Below are 12,708 nucleotides of genomic sequence, written 5' to 3'. Positions count from 1 at the left end.
ACCTGGATAAAGTCTCCTGGTACCTGAGGAACAACGCGCATGCGCTGGTCAACTACGGCGCTCGGCATCGAAAGGGCCTGCCGATCAGCAGTAGCATCGCGGAGTCCGCGGTGAACCAGGTCGTCAGCCATCGCATGGCCAAGAAGCGACAAATGCGCTGGACGGACGAAGGGGCGCACTGCATGGTGCAGGTCAGGGTCGCGGTTTTGAACGGGGAACTCTCACCCGACCGCATCTCGGCGCTCGAGATCACCGCCTCGCGTCACAGCAAATCCATCGGGCCAGCATTGCCAAACCGGCACCGGCCAACGAACAGAATTAACCGTGACATCCTCGCCGCAAGCCAGGGCGCCTGACGAAATAGGCCTCCCTAACTTTTGCACGCTCTCGTCTACGTCTGGCGGAGGCGACCGACAAGGCGCTGGCGCTGTTCGACAGGCTGGACGCCCGCATTCTTGCGAGGACGGAGCAGAGCTTGTACCTCTGGGGGCGCTTCCGAATGTGGACGATTCACTGGTGCTGGCGGAACGGCTGCTCCCGCGGAAAGTCGTGATCGCCCCTGGCGGCGTCTTCCGCGTGGACTCCGAGGCGACGTCGCCGTGGTCGCGCTTCAATGTGGGCGCGGTGCTGGATCCAAGGTTCGAAGCAGCAGTGCGCGGCGCGCTCGATCGATAGCGCAGTGCTCAGGGCGCCGGCTCCTGCGGATCGAAATCCAGCTCGATCCTGGCGCCGTTGGGGTCGTGCAGGAACAGTTGCCAGATGCCGGTGCCCGGCTGCCGCCCGAGGTTGAACGGAACATCCAGCTGCCGCAGATGATGCGCGACGCGGGGGAGATCGGTCGCGCTGAATGCCATGTGATCCAGCACACCCGCGGTGGATACCGGTAGCTCGTCTTTCGCGACCAGGTGAATGATGGGCGCGCCAGCCGCATAGAGCCACGCGCCCGGAAACGAGAACGGCGGGCGCTCACCGGTCTCGAAGCCAAGCACGTTGGTATAGAACGCCACGCTGTCTTCCAGCGCCGCGGTGAGTACGGTGAAGTGGTTCATTCCGGCAATCGCCATGCATTGCTCCTATTCTGCAGGAGCCCAGGGGCGCCCTATCGTTACGGTAAATATCGTCAGTTCCCTCAGTGCCCCCAGTGCCGTTAGTCTAAGCGATGGGGCAGAGGAGCCGTCTTCATCGATCTTTCACAAGGGCGGCGCCCGGTTCTCCCGGGCGTTTCGTCCAAATCCGTCCAGATCGATTCCTTCCTTTTGATCCCTGAATCCGGGTAGGCCGTCAGGCATGGTCGGCCAATGCCTGGCCTTCACGCCAGCCGTAGTGTCGCCGCGCAAGAAGATATGATGCATGATATATTCTATTGGCGTCAACATTGGTATCCGGCTGGAAGCCTGCCGTACGTCTTGTGTTGTCGTCTCTCTTGGACAAGGAACGCCTTTTCAGGCAAAGGATGTCTCGATGAAGTTCATCAGTCATGGCCCGGGAACCGGGGCGGATACGCTGGTTTTGAAGGAAGCCCACACCCCCGCGGTAGCCGCCCACGAAGTGCTGGTCCGCGTGGCGTTCGCCGGCGTCAACCGCCCGGACGTTTTGCAAAGGCTAGGGTTGTACAATCCGCCGCCGTCCGCATGCCCGTACCTGGGCCTGGAGATTTCGGGCACGGTCGAGCAGGTAGGCGAATCGGTCACGCAGTGGAAAGTCGGCGATCGAGTCTGCGCCTTGACGCACGGTGGCGGCTACGCGGAATTCTGTGTCGCCGACGCGCGGCATTGTCTGCCGGTGCCCACAGGGCTGACGCTGGAGCAAGCGGCGGCGCTACCGGAAAACTACATCACGGTATGGGCCAACGTGTTCGCCGGCAAGCTGGTGTCGCGGGGCAAGACCATCCTGATCCATGGCGGCAGCAGCGGCATCGGCATTACAGCCATCCAGATGTCCCGCGAGCTTGGCGCCGAGGTCATCGTCACCGCCGGCAATGCGCAAAAGCTGGCGATCTGCCGGCAGCACGGCGCCACGCATTTGATCAACTACCGCGAGCAGGACTTCAATGACGTCGTCTCCGAGGTAACGCAGGGCCAGGGCGTCGATGTGGTGCTGGATATGGTGGGCGGGCGCTACATCGAAATGAACCTGCGCGCGCTGGCGCTGGACGGCTCGCTGGTCCAGATCGCGTTCCTCGAGGGCAGCCGTGTCGATATCGACCTGCTGCCGGTTATGCTCAAGCGACTCAAGATGACGGGCTCCACGCTGCGGGCGCGCACCCCGGAAAACAAGGCGGCGCTGATCGCGGGTTTGCACGACGCGTTCTGGCCCGTGCTGGACCAGGGCCGGTGCCTGCCGCTCATTCATTGCGTGATGCCGCTTGCCGATGCCGGCAAGGCGCATGCGTTGATGGAGTCGAGCACGCACGCCGGCAAGATCCTGCTCAAGGTGGCGTAGCAGGTACGTCCAGGGCTGCACCGCCGATGGTCGTACGGCCCTGCTATCGGGCTTGCGTGTCAGCCGGGGTCATCCTGCACCGGGGTGTCCCCGACGAGGTAGTCGATCAACGCGCGCGACGCCGCCGACAAACGCCGATGTGGCGCAAAAACCAGTGAAAACGGCCGCGGCCGTCCGTGCGCATGGGCCAGTACTTCCACGAACACGCCGTCCCGGATGCGCTGGTCCGCGATGAACCTGTAGGTCTGGCAGATGCCCAGCCCTTGCTCTGCCAGCGACACCACGCCAAGCACATCGTCGGAGACCTGCAAGCCGCCCGACGGTGTCCACTCCACATCGGCGCCGTCGTCCCTGAACGCCCAGGACCCAACCCGGCCGGTGCTGGGCATCACGAAGTGCAGGCAGGCATGGCCAGCGAGGTCGCCGATGGCCTGCGGCGTGCCGGCGCGCTCCAGGTAGGCCGGCGTGGCGACCACGCATAGCTCGGCATCTTCCAGCTTGCGCCCCACCAGCCCGCTGTCCGGCAGCTTACCCATGCGTATGGCGACGTCGAACCCCTCTGCCACCAGGTCCACATTGCGATTGGTGATGTTCAGTTCGATCTGCACATCAGGATAGCGCTGCGTGAAGCGCCGCAGCATCGGGGGAAGCCGATAGTGGCCGTAGGTCGTCGGTACGCTGAGGCGGACGCGCCCGGTCAATTCGCCATCCTGCCCCTGGATGGCCCGTTCGGCATCGTCGATCAGTGCGAAGGCGGCGCGGGTGCTCTCCAGGTACAGACGGCCTGCCTCGGTCAGGTTGAGACGCCGGGTGGTACGCCGCAATAACTGGATGCCAAGACGGGACTCGAGGCGGGCAATCGCACGGCTGATGACCGACGGGGTGGTCGAAAGCGCGATGGCCCCCGCCGTGACCGATCCCTTTTCCACGACCACGATAAACGCCTCCACATCACTCAGATGATCAAATCGACGCCCCATTATTGCCTCTGAAGAACAGGTGATTTCCTTATGTGGGAGTTTATCGCCGCAAGCGGCTTGAATAAAGTGTGTGCATTCGCCGCGTGCGCAGCGGCGCGAACCGTTCGACCTATCGGGAAAAAAATGAAACACATGCACAAGCTTGCCGCCGGTGCGGTAATGGCAATGGCCGCGTTTGGCGCGCAGGCCGGTAACGTCCTGGTGGTGCTCTCCGACTCGGATCACCTGGACCTGAAGGATGGCAAGGTGTTCGAAACCGGGTTCTACCTGAACGAGCTGATGCAGCCGGTAAAGCGCTTGCTCGACGCCGGCCACGCTGTCACGTTTGCTACGCCCAGGGGCAATGCGCCTATGGTGGACAAGTCATCGATCGACAAGATGTATTTCAACGGCGATGAAGCCGCGCTCCAGGCGCACAAGGTGTTGATGGAGCGTCTGGAGATCACCTCGCGTGGCAAGTCACCGGTGATCAGCTTGTCGCGCGTAGAGCAGATTGGCTACGACCGCTTTGATGCCGTGTACATCCCCGGCGGGCATGCGCCGATGCAGGACCTGCTGCAAAGTCCGGAGCTTGGCAAGCTGCTGGCAAGCTTCCATGCACGCGGCAAGACCACGGCGCTGGTTTGCCATGGCCCTATTGCATTGCTATCGACGCTGCCGGATGCGCGTAGCTATGTGCAAGCGCTCCAGGCCGGAGCGGATGTGCAAGCCGCGCCGGCGTGGATCTATGCGGGCTATCGGCTTACGGTGATCAGCAATGTCGAAGAGGAGCAGGCGAAAGGCTTGCTGAACGGCGGGGCGATGAAGTTCTATCCGCAGACGGCGCTGGAGAAGGCCGGCGCGCGCTATGGCAGCAACGTGGCGCCGTGGACGCCCCATGTGGTCGTGGACCGCGAGTTGATCACAGGGCAGAACCCGGCTTCGGCACTGGCCGTTGCCGGCAAGTTGATGGAACGCCTGAAGTAGGCCCCCAAGTCTGCTCAGCCGCGGCCGGAGGGCGTTTCCCCGAGCCGCGCGCTGACGTAGTCAAGAAAGGATGTAATGCGCGAGGACAGCAACGTGTTGCGGTAATAGACCGCGTGGATGGGCTGCTCGAGCTCCACGGTGTCCTGCATCAGCACCTGGACCAGGTCGCCCCGGGCCCGGTCCGCTTGCGTCATGTAGTCGGCCAGGCAGGCAATGCCTTCTCCCCGCGCGTGGTACGGCGTAGCAGCGTGTTTTCCGGCTCGTCTTCCAGCCGGGTGAGGGCGCGGCTGACGGCCGAGACGGTTTGCTCCAGTTGTTCGGCTGCCGCCGTGATGGAGGCGGTGTCCACCACGATGGTGGAGGTGAGAAGTTCGTCTAGGCCAAACTTTGGTCCCTGAACTCGCCGGAACCCGCGCCACCGTTGGGTTTCGGCTATTTTTTGGGGTGTATATGTACCCATGTAAATACATTACATCAGCCTTGTTTTTTGCTGAATATGTCCAATAATGGTGTTCATGTATATCGAACACGTCCCCAACCGCAATTCCCCGCCGGCGATCCTGCTGCGCGAGTCCTATCGCGAAGGCAACAAGGTCAAGAAACGCACCCTGGCGAATTTGTCCGCACTGCCGCCCGAGGTGATCGAGGGCTTGAAGGTCTTGCTGCGCGGCGGGGCGGCCGTGGCCTCGACCGATGAGGCCCTGGTGATCGAGCGCAGTCTGCCGCACGGCCATGTGGCCGCCGCGCTCGGTACGGCCCACGCCTGTGGCGCGCAACACTGGTTCGCGGCGGCGCCGGGCCGCGTGCCATCCCTGGTCATGGCGCTGCTGGTGGCACGCCTGATTTCGCCCGCCTCCAAGCTGGCCACGCACCGCATGCTGCAGCAAGAGACCGCGGCCCATTCGCTGTCGCGCATGCTCGGCATCGGCGATGTGGAGCCCGAGGAGTTGTACGCCGCGCTGGACTGGCTGGGAGAGGCCCAGGAAGCCATCGAGAAGCGCCTGGCGAAGCAGCATCTGGCGGGTGGCACCCTGGTGCTCTATGACCTCACTTCCACCTGGCTGACCGGGCGCTGCTGCGACCTGGCGGCCTACGGCTACAGCCGCGATGGCAAGCGTCACGAGCCGCAGATCGTGTTCGGTCTGGTCTGTACGCCGCATGGGTGTCCGGTGGCGGTCGAAGTCTTCGCCGGCAACACCGCCGATCCGAGCACGGTGGCGTCTCAGGTGGAGAAGCTCAAAGACCGTTTCGGCATCGAGAAGCTCGCCTGGGTAGGGGACCGGGGGATGCTGACGCAAGCCCGTATCGACACGCTGTTGCGCCCGGCAGGACTGGACTGGGTGAGTAGCCTGCACGCCCCGCAGGTTGCTGAACTCGCCCGCGAACAAGGCCCCTTTCAGCCCTCGCTGTTCGATGAACGCAACCTCATCGAGCTCACCAGCGAAACGTTTCCTGGCGAGCGACTGGTGGTGTGCCGCAATCCGCTGCTGGCCGACGAACGGGCCAGGAAACGCGAGGCGCTGTTGCAGGCCACCGAACAGGAGCTCAACAAGATTGCCGAGGCCACCACGCGCGCGCGCAACCGGCTCAAGGGCACGGAGGCGATTGCCCTGCGCGTGGGCCGGGTCATCGAGCGCTTCAAGATGGCCAAGCACTTCGAGCTGACCATCACCGACACCAGCTTTGCCTGGGCGCGCAAGACGCTACAGATCGAGCAAGAGGCGGCACTCGATGGCCTGTATGTGGTGCGCACGAGTTTGCCGGCGGCGCAACTGTCAGCCGAGGCGGCCGTGTCGGCCTACAAGGGCTTGGCGGCGGTCGAGCGAGCGTTTCGTTCGCTCAAGACCATGGACTTGCACGTGCGCCCCGTGTTCCATTGGAATGCCGAGCGCGTGCGTGCTCATGTCTTTCTGTGCATGCTGGCCTACTACGTCGAATGGCACATGCGCGAAAAATTGAAGCCGATGCTGTTTGACGATGAATACATCGAGCTAGCGCGCGCTTCCCGTGCCTCGCCCGTGGCCAAGGCACTGCGTTCGGAACAGGCGAAAGCCAAGGACGCCACCAAGCGCACCGAGGATGATCTGCCCGTCCACAGCTTGCGCACGTTGCTCGGTGATCTGGCCACGCTCACCTACAACATCTGCCACACGCCGCTGAATCCGGAGGCCAAGATCATCATGACCACTCGGCCAACGCCCATTCAGGACCGCGCCTTCCGCCTCCTCGGTATCAGCCCGGCAGCCCTTCTGTAGCACCTGTACCCAGCAAGCCCTCGCTACGCACTCGCATAACTGCGTGGAATCAACACCTTACGTTCGCAGTGAACTCAAAGTTGGGTCTAGGGTTGTCTTCATGGCTCTGGTCAAGGCCAGCGGCGGGAGTGGCGGCACGGGCTGCAGTATCGTGCCTTCCCGCCTGCGGGAGTAAGCCGCCGGGAGTCAGAAGATACTTGCCCGAGGCGCACGAATCGCGCTTGCGTGGCTAGCTGGGTCAGGCGATGGTCTGCACGGTGCCTCCCTCGGCCCGGATCGCCGCGCCATTGACCACCGCGGCCCGCTCGCTGGCGAGAAAGGCGACCACGTTGGCAACTTCAGCCGGTTTCGCGAGGCGATAGATCAGCGAGGAGGGGCGGTTCTCCTGCATGAACTTTCGCTCTGCGTCGGCGTAGGACAAGTCAGGGTTCACCGACTCGATGAAGGCTTTGAGGCTTTCCGTTTCGGTGGGGCCCGGCAGCACGGCGTTCACCGTGACGGCGGTGCCTTTCGTGAGTTCGGCCAGACTGCGCGAAATGGAGAGTTGCGTCGCCTTGCTGGCGCTGTAGTGCGCCATCGACGCCATCGGCGTGAGCGCGACCTCGCTGGAGATGAAGATCACGCGGCCGTGGCTCCGATCGAGCATGCCCTTCATGTAAGTGCGGGCGAGGCGCACACCGCTCCACACATTGACGTCGAAGATGCGTTGCCAGTCTGCATCGGACGTGCTGAAGAAATCGCTGAGCGCGTAGGTGCCGATGTTGTTGACCAGGATATCGATCTCGGGAAACGCCTCGGCCGCCAGTTTCTCGCTGCCTGCAACGCTCATTTCCGCGACAAGCGCCAGCGCGCGGCCGGCGCCAAAGCGCGCGTTGAACGCCCCTACCACTTGCTCGACGTTCGCGGCGTTGCGCCCGTTGACGATGCCCCGCGCGCCGTCCTCCAGCAATTGTGCGGCGATGGCATGGCCGATGCCGGATGTGGATGCGCTGACCAGGGCGGTCTTGTCTTTCAGGTTCAGATCCATGATGTATCTCGAAATATTGATAAAGACAGCAGAGCGATGCCTGCCATTTCAGATTGAAGTATGGCGGGCCATGACTCCTTTGATAACGGCATGCAATGGAATATGATTGTTGAATTCAATTCGTGTAATTCAGAAAATGGATAGTCGCAGCGGTGAGATGCTGGTGTTCACGAAAATCATGGAAACAGGCAGTTTTTCAGCGGCGGGAAAGGTGCTGGACCTGACTGCATCGGCCGTGAGCAAGCTGCTTGGCAGGATCGAAGAGCGGTTGGGTGTGCAATTGGTGCGCCGTTCCACCCGGCAATTGGTCATCACCAATGAGGGAAAGCACTTCTATGACAGCTGCGTTCGGATATTGAATGACATAGAAGAAGCCGAGCAGGGCGTTTCGCAGGGCACGGTAGCGCCGCACGGCGTCCTGCGCGTCAATGTGTCATTTCCGTTCGGCACGCATCACCTGATTCCCCTCGTTCCCGAATTTCATCAGCGCTATCCGGAAATCGCGCTCGATATCTCGCTCACCGATACGCTGGTCGACCTGCAGCGCGAACGTATCGACGTGGCGATCCGCATGGGGCCACTGGCCGATGCGAGTTTCCGCGCGCGTGTGCTGGGCGAGAGCCGGCGCGCGGTGGTAGCGTCTCCAGCTTACGTGGCGGCGCACGGACGCCCGCAAACGCTGGAGGACCTGCAGCGGCATCGGTGCCTGGGCTTTAACTTCAGGCGTTCGCTGGACGAGTGGCCGTTCCTGGTCGATCGACATACCGTCTATATGCCGATGCGTGGCGACATGCTGACCAACAATGGCGAGACCATGCGCCAGCTGACGCTGGATGGGATGGGCATCAGCCGCCTCGGCCTGTTTCACGTGGCGAGGGATATCGAGGCGGGCCGCCTGGTGGAGCTGCTGAGGGAATGCAACCCGGACGATAAGGAGGAGATCCATGCGATCTTCAGCAACCAGCGCTATATGCCGCTGCGCGTGCGGGTGTTCATCGATTTCCTGGTGGAACGGACCGGGCCGGAACTGCGTCGTTTTGCAGCCAGCTAGCATGGCGCAAGGCGCAGGCGCTCCGAGGCATTGCCCGGGAGCGCCGCGGTGCCAGGAGAATCAGGCTACCTGATGCATCTCATGCAGCTCGAACTCGCCGATGCAGTGGCCGGCGGCTTCGCGGAATGCCTGGATGTAATCGCTCGCCAGATGGCTGCGCCATTGTTCCGCCGAAGCCCATTGCTCGACGAAGGTCACCAGGCCGGGTTCGGTGTTCGATACATGTAGCTCGTATCGGAGGCAGCCGGGCTGCTGGTTGGCCGACGCGACCATCTTGATCTGTTCGGCGATCATGCGGTTTTCAAGGCCGGGCCTCGCCCGCGCGTGAGCGATGATAGTCAGGGTATGTTTCATGGGGCACCTCAACGCTGAGCCGCTGCGGGCGGGTACTGGTTCGCGTCTTCCGGAGACGGGCCGCCATGCAGCCAGTTCACGACCCAGCCGCTCTCCAGGACGTTGAGCGTTTGCGAGCCCGCCGGCAGCCATGCCTCGTGCTCCACGCCGCCGGGCGCACGGAAGAACCCGCCGTTTTCCACGTTGTAGCGCACGCCGCTGGATTCAAACACATGGGTGCCGCCAACCAGGATCACATGGGACTCCGCGAGATCATGCGTGTGGCGCTTGATATGCACCGCGATGGGCGTGCGGAACATCAGCATCGTCAGTCCCGTCTTCTGGTCGACATGCAGGATCGCGTATTCGGGCGAGTCCTTTCCCAGCGCGGGAATGGTCTTCTCCCATTTGAGCCCGGCGGGATTGATCAGGGAAGGGAGCGGGGCAGCGGATGCGGCGGGGGTGGCCGCATCCGCCGGATCCGCAGCACCGAGCGAAAAGAGGAGAGCGGCGAAGGCGGAGGCCAAGGTGGCCTTCGCGGCAAATATGGCTTTAGCGCGCGGTGCGCGCGCCTCGGAGAGAATCGTGTCCATGATGTTCCTTGTGAACGGCCTGGTTGAAGACACTGTCTTCAACGACAACCTGGAACATAGTATTGGCGAGCGCGACTCCCTCAACTAGAGGGTGCAATGGAACTTCAACCTGGAAAAAAATTCAGGGATGGCCAGGTGCAATCAGGCAGTTTCCGGCGCCGGGGCGGTCAGACCTGTTCTTCCTCCCGCGATGCCATCCACTCCAGCAGCACCGTCTTGCCCCACTGGATATCGTCGCGAATGGCTGCGGATGCTATCTTGGCGTCACCTCGGGTAAGGCCATCGAGCACGCGATAGTGAGGATGCTCTTCCAGGCTTTCCCGGCTGGCCTGCAGCTCCGTGTGGAAGATATGCAGCAAAGGACCCATGCGCACCCACATGCTCTCGACGACCGAGAACAGGTTGGGCAGGTGCGATGCGGCGAGCAGCTCGAAGTGGAACTTGCGGTTCTGGCTGGCCGCCTCGCGCGGGCTGGTCGCCACGGCCTTGATAAAGGCTTCATGCGTCTTGCGCAGGCGGGCAATCTCCTGCGGCGTGATGCGCGCCGCGGCCGCCTCGGCGGCCGCGCCTTCCAGCAGCGTGCGCATCAGCTGGATCTCCGCGACGGTGCCTGGATCCAGCTCGGGCACGGTGATGGAGGTGGCAGCCGTCATGGTCAGGGCCTGCTCGCTTACCAGCCGGAAGATCGCCTCGCGCACGGGGGTGGTGCTTGTTCCCATCGATTCGGCCAGCTCCGCCACGCGCAATCGCTCGCCCGGCACGTACTTGCCGCTCATCAGTGCGGATCGGATCTGGTCATAGACGCGTGACGACAGATTGCTCTTCTCCACGCGCGCGAGTTCTTTCATAACGTCTAGTCTCGATAAATGGTGTTCAGGGGCACATCATATATGATATGCAATGCTGCCCTGTCCGTCATGGCATGACGCGTTCCGGCTCCGGCGGCTGGCCCAGAAGGTAATCCACCAGCAGGTCGATCTGCGCTGTCACCATATGCTCGCCCCGGTGGATCCGGCATCCGCGCGCCTTTGCCTCCAGCAGGAGGGCGGTCTCCGCCGGCTGCATGATGACCTCGGCCACGAGGCTGCTCGCATCAAGCAGGACGGGGTCCAGCGGCAGCGGATCCTCGGGTTTCAGGCCGAGAGAAGTCCCGTTGACAATCAGATCCCATTGCCCGGCCGCGCCTTCCGCGGAGCCGACAGCCGCATCGGGCCGCTTGGCTTTCAATTGCGCCACCAGCAAGTCAGCCTTGTCCCGCGTGCGGTTGACGATGGTCAGCTGCCGCACGCCTGCATCGAGCAGGGCGGCGGCGACCGCCGTCGCGGCGCCGCCCGCGCCCAGCAGCAAGGCGCGCTTGCCGGCCGGGTCGATCCCCTGGTCGCGCAGGCCCGTCACGAATCCCACGCCGTCGTACATGCGGCCGATAAAGCAGCCGTCGGGTGTGCGGCGCGCGACATTGCACACGCCGAGATTCGCCGCGATACCTTCGAGCCCATCGCACAGCGCCGCCATCTGCTGCTTGTGCGGCACGGTGACGATCACGCCGGCCAGGTTTTCCACCAGGCGCAGTCCCTCTAGCGCTGCGGGCAGTTGCGCCGGCGAGACCTTCCATGGCACGAGCACGGCGTTCAGCCCCAGCGCCGCCACGCGGGCGTTGAAGAAGGTGGGCGTTCGCACGTGGTGGGTGGGGTAGGCGAGGATCACGACGATGCGGGTGCGGCCGTCGATGGGCGCCACGGGCAAGCTGCTTGTCTCTGACATTGTTGGGTGCTCCGGAAGAATCAAGAAGGATCAAAAAGGACTGCAAACAAGGCCCCGGCAAAAAACCTTCTTGCCAGGCACCGATAATGATGTAGGATATATCCTATATGATGTATTGGAAAGGCGCAGCGGAATCGGGTTCGATACGCGAACCGGCGGCGAACCAGCGCCATCGACGGAGGAGAGAACGTGCAAGCAGTATTTGGCTCGCCCGGACGCTATGTCCAGGGTGCGGGGACATTGGATCTGCTGGGCGAACACGTCGCCCGGCTTGGCCGTGACGCCGTGCTGGTCGCGGACAGCATGGTGATGGCCATGATTGGCGAGCGGGTCGGGCGGCTATGCAGTGCCGCGTCGGTCGCGCTGCGCAGCGTCGGCTTTGACGAAGGGCTGACCCCGCAACTGGTCGCCCGGCTGGTCGACGAACTGGGCGGCACCGCGCCGGCCGTGATCATCGCCGCGGGTGGCGGGCGCAGCATCGATGCGGGCAAGGCGCTTGCGGATCATTACCAGGCGCCGGTCATCACGGTGCCCACGGTGGCGTCCAACGATGCGCCCACCAGCAAGAACTATGTCCTGTACGACGAACAGCACCGGCTGCTGGCGGTCAGGCATCTGCCCTATAGCCCCGTTTGCGTGATTGCCGACACCGCGCTGATCTCGCAGGCGCCCGCGCAGATGCTGCTGGCCGGCATTGGCGACGCGATCTCCAAATCCTTCGAGGCCGCGCAATGCGCGGCCGCCCCGCAGGGCCGGAACATGTTCGGCACCCGGTCCTTGCTGTCGGCGCAAGCGCTGGCGCGGGAATGCCACCGCGTGCTGGTGGCGGATGCGCAGGGCGCGCTGGCCGTCGCGGGAACGGGCCAGCCGGATGCGGCGTTCGAGCGCGTGGTGGAAGCTACCATCCTGATGTCTGGGCTGGGTTTTGAAAGCGGTGGCCTGTCGATTGCGCATGCGTTGACGCGCGGGTTGTCCACGCTGCGCGAGGCCAGGCGCGCAGCGCACGGCTTGCAGGTGGCCTATGGCCTGCTGGTCCAGCTAGAACTGGAGCAGCGCACGGATGGTGCCCGTGCGGAAATCGAGGCGCTCTACCGGCAAATCGGGCTGCCGCTCAGCCTGAGCGGACTTGGGCTTGGCGACGCCACGCGTGAGGAACTCGAGGCCGCGGCGGAGCTGTCACTGGCTGCGCCCCACATGAAGAATTTCTCGCGCGAGCTGAGTGCTGCCGATATCGCGGATGCGATGCAGGTAGTGGAAGCCCGCGCGCTTGCGACACTACGGTAAGCCCACGGCAAGCCCA

General features: G+C 63.4%; 13 protein-coding genes and 3 pseudogenes. 7 read left to right on the top strand and 9 right to left on the bottom strand.

Annotation, left to right across the window (positions count from 1 at the left end; genetic code table 11):
• Positions 1-47: 47 nt before the first annotated feature.
• Positions 48-230: pseudogene (locus tag ACZY0R_RS39075) on the top strand (ISKra4-like element ISBte2 family transposase); the annotation flags it as partial.
• 271 nt (positions 231-501) lie between these two features.
• The gene (locus tag ACZY0R_RS39070) at positions 502-675 is read left to right on the top strand and encodes a hypothetical protein (RefSeq protein WP_488866644.1); all 174 of its coding nucleotides are present in this window, start codon (positions 502-504) and stop codon (positions 673-675) included.
• Between the two features lie 8 nt (positions 676-683).
• Here the strand turns inward: ACZY0R_RS39070 and ACZY0R_RS39065 are convergent, their stop codons facing one another.
• Positions 684-1,064, bottom strand: coding sequence for a VOC family protein (locus tag ACZY0R_RS39065; protein WP_488866642.1), 381 nt, complete (start codon positions 1,062-1,064; stop codon positions 684-686).
• Between the two features lie 397 nt (positions 1,065-1,461).
• On the opposite strand from ACZY0R_RS39065, the gene ACZY0R_RS39060 reads away from it, so the two are divergent.
• Positions 1,462-2,442 (top strand): NAD(P)H-quinone oxidoreductase, encoded by a 981-nt coding sequence (locus ACZY0R_RS39060; RefSeq protein WP_488866640.1) that lies wholly within the window; start codon positions 1,462-1,464, stop codon positions 2,440-2,442.
• A 59-nt stretch (positions 2,443-2,501) separates the two neighbouring features.
• Here the strand turns inward: ACZY0R_RS39060 and ACZY0R_RS39055 are convergent, their stop codons facing one another.
• Complete coding sequence (locus tag ACZY0R_RS39055; RefSeq protein WP_488866638.1) at positions 2,502-3,422, bottom strand: LysR family transcriptional regulator; 921 nt, start codon at positions 3,420-3,422, stop codon at positions 2,502-2,504.
• 123 nt (positions 3,423-3,545) lie between these two features.
• Between ACZY0R_RS39055 and ACZY0R_RS39050 the strand changes: the two genes are divergently transcribed.
• The gene (locus ACZY0R_RS39050) at positions 3,546-4,388 is read left to right on the top strand and encodes a type 1 glutamine amidotransferase domain-containing protein (RefSeq protein WP_488866636.1); all 843 of its coding nucleotides are present in this window, start codon (positions 3,546-3,548) and stop codon (positions 4,386-4,388) included.
• A 14-nt stretch (positions 4,389-4,402) separates the two neighbouring features.
• Here the strand turns inward: ACZY0R_RS39050 and ACZY0R_RS39045 are convergent.
• Both ACZY0R_RS39045 and ACZY0R_RS39040 read right to left on the bottom strand, forming a co-directional pair.
• Positions 4,403-4,615: pseudogene (locus ACZY0R_RS39045) on the bottom strand (LysR substrate-binding domain-containing protein); the annotation flags it as partial.
• Positions 4,615-4,824 (bottom strand): annotated as a pseudogene (locus ACZY0R_RS39040) (LysR family transcriptional regulator); the annotation flags it as partial. The pseudogenes ACZY0R_RS39040 and ACZY0R_RS39045, both read right to left, overlap by 1 nt.
• Positions 4,825-4,903: 79 nt before the next feature.
• On the opposite strand from ACZY0R_RS39040, the gene ACZY0R_RS39035 reads away from it, so the two are divergent.
• Complete coding sequence (locus ACZY0R_RS39035) at positions 4,904-6,643, top strand: IS1634 family transposase (protein WP_488866634.1); 1,740 nt, start codon at positions 4,904-4,906, stop codon at positions 6,641-6,643.
• 238 nt (positions 6,644-6,881) lie between these two features.
• On the opposite strand, the gene ACZY0R_RS39030 is transcribed toward ACZY0R_RS39035, so the two are convergent.
• On the bottom strand, positions 6,882-7,670 hold the full coding sequence (locus tag ACZY0R_RS39030; protein WP_488866632.1) for an SDR family NAD(P)-dependent oxidoreductase: 789 nt from the start codon (positions 7,668-7,670) through the stop codon (positions 6,882-6,884).
• 136 nt (positions 7,671-7,806) lie between these two features.
• Between ACZY0R_RS39030 and ACZY0R_RS39025 the strand changes: the two genes are divergently transcribed.
• The gene (locus ACZY0R_RS39025) at positions 7,807-8,721 is read left to right on the top strand and encodes a LysR family transcriptional regulator (protein ID WP_488866630.1); all 915 of its coding nucleotides are present in this window, start codon (positions 7,807-7,809) and stop codon (positions 8,719-8,721) included.
• 60 nt (positions 8,722-8,781) lie between these two features.
• On the opposite strand, the gene ACZY0R_RS39020 is transcribed toward ACZY0R_RS39025, so the two are convergent.
• The 4 genes from ACZY0R_RS39020 to ACZY0R_RS39005 form a co-directional block, all read right to left on the bottom strand.
• Complete coding sequence (locus ACZY0R_RS39020) at positions 8,782-9,075, bottom strand: putative quinol monooxygenase (RefSeq protein ID WP_488866628.1); 294 nt, start codon at positions 9,073-9,075, stop codon at positions 8,782-8,784.
• Between the two features lie 8 nt (positions 9,076-9,083).
• The gene (locus tag ACZY0R_RS39015) at positions 9,084-9,647 is read right to left on the bottom strand and encodes a hypothetical protein (RefSeq protein WP_488866626.1); all 564 of its coding nucleotides are present in this window, start codon (positions 9,645-9,647) and stop codon (positions 9,084-9,086) included.
• 167 nt (positions 9,648-9,814) lie between these two features.
• Positions 9,815-10,495, bottom strand: coding sequence for a GntR family transcriptional regulator (locus ACZY0R_RS39010; RefSeq protein WP_441627103.1), 681 nt, complete (start codon positions 10,493-10,495; stop codon positions 9,815-9,817).
• A gap of 67 nt (positions 10,496-10,562) precedes the next feature.
• Positions 10,563-11,408, bottom strand: coding sequence for a shikimate dehydrogenase family protein (locus ACZY0R_RS39005; RefSeq protein ID WP_488866624.1), 846 nt, complete (start codon positions 11,406-11,408; stop codon positions 10,563-10,565).
• A gap of 189 nt (positions 11,409-11,597) precedes the next feature.
• Here ACZY0R_RS39005 and ACZY0R_RS39000 point away from each other — a divergent pair, with 189 nt between their 5' ends.
• Entirely contained in the window at positions 11,598-12,692 is a 1,095-nt protein-coding gene (locus tag ACZY0R_RS39000) for an iron-containing alcohol dehydrogenase (RefSeq protein ID WP_488866622.1), read from the top strand.
• The last annotated feature ends 16 nt before the right edge of the window (positions 12,693-12,708 follow it).

The sequence above is a fragment of the Cupriavidus sp. F041 genome (assembly GCF_057814235.1).
This window is presented reverse-complemented; position numbering and strand designations above follow the sequence as displayed.